Origin of the sequence: Brachyspira catarrhinii, from assembly GCF_005518285.1 — a bacterium.
GTDB classification, from domain to species: Bacteria; Spirochaetota; Brachyspiria; order Brachyspirales; family Brachyspiraceae; genus Brachyspira; species Brachyspira catarrhinii.
The window spans coordinates 1-5471 of the sequence record NZ_SJDU01000146.1; the positions used below are offsets into that span (position 1 = coordinate 1).

4 protein-coding genes are annotated in these 5471 nt (G+C 27.5%); 1 reads left to right on the forward strand and 3 read right to left on the reverse strand.

Features of this window, described 5'->3' with window-relative positions; genetic code table 11:
* From EZH24_RS06630 to EZH24_RS06640, 3 genes are all read right to left on the reverse strand, one after another.
* Positions 1 to 1079: restriction endonuclease subunit S (locus EZH24_RS06630; protein ID WP_170310846.1), on the reverse strand; the 1079-nt coding region annotated here is incomplete at its 3' end.
* 19 nt (positions 1080 to 1098) lie between these two features.
* Entirely contained in the window at positions 1099 to 2604 is a 1506-nt protein-coding gene (locus EZH24_RS06635) for a tetratricopeptide repeat protein (protein WP_137998343.1), read from the reverse strand.
* Between the two features lie 26 nt (positions 2605 to 2630).
* Complete coding sequence (locus tag EZH24_RS06640) at positions 2631 to 4121, reverse strand: type I restriction-modification system subunit M (RefSeq protein ID WP_137998344.1); 1491 nt, start codon at positions 4119 to 4121, stop codon at positions 2631 to 2633.
* 137 nt (positions 4122 to 4258) lie between these two features.
* Here EZH24_RS06640 and mtnK point away from each other — a divergent pair.
* Positions 4259 to 5471 (forward strand): S-methyl-5-thioribose kinase (mtnK, locus tag EZH24_RS06645; RefSeq protein WP_137998345.1); only part of this gene is annotated, 1213 nt, incomplete at its 3' end.

Sequence of the window (5471 nt, forward strand, 5' to 3'; positions counted from 1 at the left end):
ATGCATATTTCTATATTTCTAAAATTATTTAATGAAATAAAATATCTTTGTCCCATTCCATCAGATAAACGATAAGCTTGCCTATGAAAAAATTCAGTATCGCACATATAAGACTTAAATTTTAAATCTATCTCTTTATTAAATCTAACACGAATTATATGATAACTATAAACCGTATCGTGAAAATCTTCCATTGCGACAGACGATTTAGCAATACCTTCCCTATCTTCAGAGCTTGGAGTAATAAATAAATCGCCTTTTCTTATATTACACTTTTCTAATTGTTTTTCTGTAGCCGTTGTCATATAAGTTATTTCTTTTTCGTAAAGTTTATTTCTATTAAATACATCTAAATAATTCAATAGTTTTATAGGTATTTCATTGTCTCTAATTTTTTTATCAACTCCCGTAGCGGTTATTATTCCCAAATCTCCAAGTTTAACAGTTTCCCATTCGTCATTAAATTCTTTAAATCTCGCTTCGGGGACATTTTTGTCTTTCTTACAAGTCAATAATTTTTTCGCAATTCCTCTTTTAAATTTTTCTTTTTCTTCGATTAATTTAATTGTGTTTTCTAAATACGCGTCAATTTTTGAAAGCACGGAGGCAATGCGTTTTTGTTCGTCTAATAATAAAGGTATTGCAATGGTAAGATTTTCAAAAGTAGTTTTATTCATTATTGGGACAACTCCCCTCGCCACAAATTTAGATATATAGGGAAAAGAATTTATTAATTGATAATATACAAATTCGTTATCAATTCCTTCGCTTACTCTTAAAACATTTATTTGTTGATTGCAAGTAAAGTCGCATCCCGCTAATGCAATTTTACCTATTGAACCGATACAAACATATAAAATATCTCCTTTTTTGAATTTCCTTGATTTTTCAAAACCTTTATCAGATAATTTTCTAATGGAATTAAAAATATATTTATTTTCTTTTATATCGGCAGAAGTTACGAATAAATGTTCGTTTCCAAAATTTTCTTTATCAAGTGTGGAAGGCGTCATTCCCGTAAATGCTTTGCCTATATCTTTTAATTTTTTATATTCCCAACCGTTAGGCAATTTATTCATAATTATTCCTTAAATATTATTATCTTAAAGGAGCTTGAGATATGCTTACTTTAATTTTATTCATTTTATCATTATCTTTATATTTATTATAAATAATTTTTTTAATATAATCCGAAGTTAATTCTCTATCCTCTATTTTACCGCCCAATATAATTTCTTTTATAAAATTTTCGTTTTCGTTAAATAATTCGTTATAATTTATATATAATCTTTTATTATCTTCTTCTATTTTTTCATTTTTATAATCGGTTGTGACAAGCATTCTTAATTCTTGTTCTTCAAAAAACGCTTCATGTTTTATTATATATCTTATATTTTCAAATAGATTGGAAAATATTTCATCTTTTAAATTTTTATCTTCTATTTGTTTATCTATTTTTTCTGTAAAATTAAATATTTTATAAAATATATAATTTATAATATTCTCTATGTTTTCATCAATAATTTTATTTACTTTTAACCTACAATATTTATTTAAATCTACTATTATATTAGAATATTTTGAATCCGTAGGATTAAATATTAATTGGTTTTTCGATTCATTATAATAAAGTATAAAATATAAATTATTAATACCTTTTTTATAATCGGACATCATTTGCATTGGAGAAGCTAAAGATATTGGCTCGCAATTAAAATAATTTTTATCTATGCATAAACATACGCCTGTAGCTTCTTTATTTTCTTTTTTACCGTAAAGTCTAAACATAGTTAAAGCGTCTTTATTTCTTGAGAATGAAGTTTGCAAAGTAATTAAATTTTCTTCATTTTTAATTTTTATATTTAAACCGTTTTTATTAAAAATATTTTCTAATATTTTACCCTCTTTAGGGTCGTTGGCATTCGATATATTCGTTATTCTAATTCTACTTTCTTTACTATCTATTAATTTTAATAATGTATTCATAGAAGTATAATGGGCTATTTCTATATTATTATTTTTTGTATGTATTATTATAAAATAAAGAGATAATACTTGAAGTAAAAAATACTCATATAATAAAATCTTCTTTATATCTTTTAATATATTTTTATTTTCACTATTTTTTAAATATTTAGATATAATACTGTTTAGTAAATTAAATGTAATATCTTTACGCCATAAATCATTATATTTATCTTCTGATAACATTTTAAAAATATCTTCTATAGTATCGCTATTATAATTCCATATATATAATGATATTACTTGATTAATATAATTATACTTTAAATATTTATCTAATTTAGAGCATTGAAGAAAAGCCTCTATAGATTCTTGATATAATCCCAAGTCATGCTTTGCTATTGATATGTTAAAATATGAAATTTGATTATAAGGATTTAATTTGATTGCCGTATTATAATCATCAAAAGCCTCTTCATATTTTTTAAATCTAATATTTATCATTCCTCTTAAATTATAAAAATCAGAAAAGGAAGGATGTGGTTTTTTAATATTATTTATTACATTATTGCATAATTCTAAAGCTTTTTCATTATCACCCTTAATTAAATGTAGCGTTATGTTTTTTAACATATCCATAAATAAAAACCTTACTAATTAATTATTTAAATCACAATCTTATCAAAAATAATTTTAACTTCGCTCTCTAATTTTTCCCTTTCGCTTTCCAAATTATAAATCTTTAATTTTGAAGCTTTCAAATCTACATTTTTATAACTTTCAAAAGAATCGATATATCGGACTATATTAAGATTATAATCGTTCGCTTTAATTTCGTCCAAACTAACGACTCGGCAATATTCGTCAATATTTTTTCTTTTTCTATATACCGAAACTATTTTCAAAATATCTTCTTCTCTCAATTTATTTTGTCTTTTGCCTTTATAGTAATAGTCGCTGGCGTCAATAAAAAATATGTCTTTATTTTTCTTATTGTTTTTTAGAATAAGTATGCAAGTTGGAATAGAAGTTCCATAAAATAAATTTTCGGGAAGCCCGATAATCGTGTCGAGTAAATTACTTTCCACTATTCGCTCTCTTATAATTCCTTCGCTCGCTCCTCTCGATAAAACGGTAGGAGGCATTACCACAGCCGTTATTCCGTTTTCGTTCATACTGTTAACCATATGAAGCAAAAAAGCCAAATCGCCTTTAGTTTTCGGAGGGATTCCAAATTCAAATCTGCCGAACTTGTCGTTTGACGCAATCTCTTCGCCCCATTTATCCAAACTGAAAGGAGGATTTGCCACCACGACATCGAATTTCGCCAATTTGTCTTTATCTATAAATTTAGGTTCTTTAATCGTATCGCCCCATTCTATTTTTGCCGAATCGCCAATTTCATGCAAATACATATTCATTCTGCAAAGAGAATAAGTTTGACTGTTTTTCTCCTGCCCGTAAATAGAACAGTTTTCTTTTCCAATTTCTTTATGGACTTTTATTAATAACGAACCGCTGCCGCAAGTAGGGTCGTAAACTTTCGCTCCCGTTCTGTCGCCAACCAATTTCGCTATAAGAGTTGAAACTTCTGGAGGAGTAAAAAATTCGCCGCCTTTCTTTCCCGCATCGCCCGCAAAATTTGAAATCAAATATTCGTAGGCGTCTCCCATCACATCGTTATTTTGAAGCGCGCTCGGACTCAAATCGAGTTCGCTGTCGCTAAAATCTTCGAGCAAATGTTTTAAAATCGCGTTTCGAGTTTTTGTCTCGCCGAATTTATTCGAATCGTTAAAGTCTATATTGTTAAAAATCCCGTCAAATTTTTGAGGATTATCCCTTTCGATTTTTCTTAAAGCGGTATTTATAATTTCGCCAATATTCGGAGCTTCCTTATTCTTAAGCAAATATTCAAAACTCGCGTCTTCGCTTACTATATAATTCATTCTGCCAATCGCTCTTTTTAATCTTTCGCTATCTCCTTTATATTTTATCTCCAATTCTTTTTTCTTTTCTTTTGCAAAGTCAGACAAATATTTTACGAAAAGCATACTCAAAATATAATCTTTATAAGCCGAAGAATCTATCGAACCTCTAAAAGTGTCGCATGCTTTCCAAACTATATTTTCCACAGTTTCTTTTGCAGTTTTACGCATCGTTTCTCCTTAAAAGAATTCTAATATATTATTTTGACGATTTACATATTATATGTTTAATTATTCAATTTTACAATTTTCAATTATATGCTAATATTATTAATACAAAATATAAATTTATAAATTTGGATTATCTTATGAGCAAATTTGACAAATATTTTTTAATGAACGAAAAAGACATTTTGGAATATTCAAAAGAAAAATTAAAATATTTTGATTCCAAAAATAAAATAACCTGCCGAGAAATTGGAGACGGAAATTTAAATTATGTTTATAGAGTAAAAAATAATAAAAAATCCGTCATAATAAAACAGGCGGGAATTCGCACGAGAAGCGACTCTTCGGGAAGAATACTCGATATTAACAGAAACAAAAGAGAAGCCGAAATTTTAACCTATTACGGTAAAAAATTCCCAAAACTTGCCCCAAAAATTTATCATATTGACGAAACGATGAAATTATTCGTAATGGAAGATTTGAAAGATTATACGATATTGAGAGACGCTTTGATTAAAGGAAAAATTATATCGCATTTGCCAGAACAGATAACCGATTTTATAGTAGAAACAACTTTATCGACAGCGGATTTTTTTACGGACGCATTCGATAAAAAAAATCAAGTCGCAAAATATACGAATAAAGAATTGTGTAAAATAAGCGAGGAATTGGTATTTACCGAACCGTTTTTTAATCTGCTTAAAGAAAATGTTTTTTCCGATTGTTTGAAAAAATATGTCAAAAAAGAATTTTATAAAAATAAAGAATTGCAATTCGAGGCGGCGAAATTAAAATACGAGTTTATGAATAATCCTCAAGCGTTGATACATGGAGATTTGCATACGGGTTCTATATTTGTGAACGACAAATATATTAAAGTTATGGACTGCGAATTTGCGTTTTACGGACCGATAGGCTACGATTTGGGAACTATAATCGCAAATCTAATTTTTTCTTATATTTATCATTTGAATATCGTTAGTAAAAATAATGTAAAATTTTTGACTTTCATTTATGACGCGATAAACGAAATTTTAAGTTTATTCAAAAAGAAATTTTTAAATAAATGTAATAAAGATATTAAAGACATTTCGGCTAAAAACGAAGGATTTATAAAATATTATCTTAATAATATTTTGGAATATTCTTTCGGAATTTGCGGACTCGAAATAATAAGAAGGACTACGGGCTGTGCGAGAGTTAAAGAAATAGAATCGGTTGCGGATGAAAAAAAACGAGCGGAAATCGAATATAGTTTACTCAAAATTGGCAAGGAATGTATAATGCAAAGAGAAAGTCTGATAAAAGTCGCAGATTTTACAAAATTTGTGGATTTGGCAATTCGACTTGGTT

Coding starts and splice junctions, on each gene's coding strand:
- EZH24_RS06635 (WP_137998343.1), bottom strand. CDS start 2,604: ATGGATATGTTAAAAAACATAACGCTACATTTAATTAAGGGTGATAAT.
- EZH24_RS06640 (WP_137998344.1), bottom strand. CDS start 4,121: ATGCGTAAAACTGCAAAAGAAACTGTGGAAAATATAGTTTGGAAAGCA.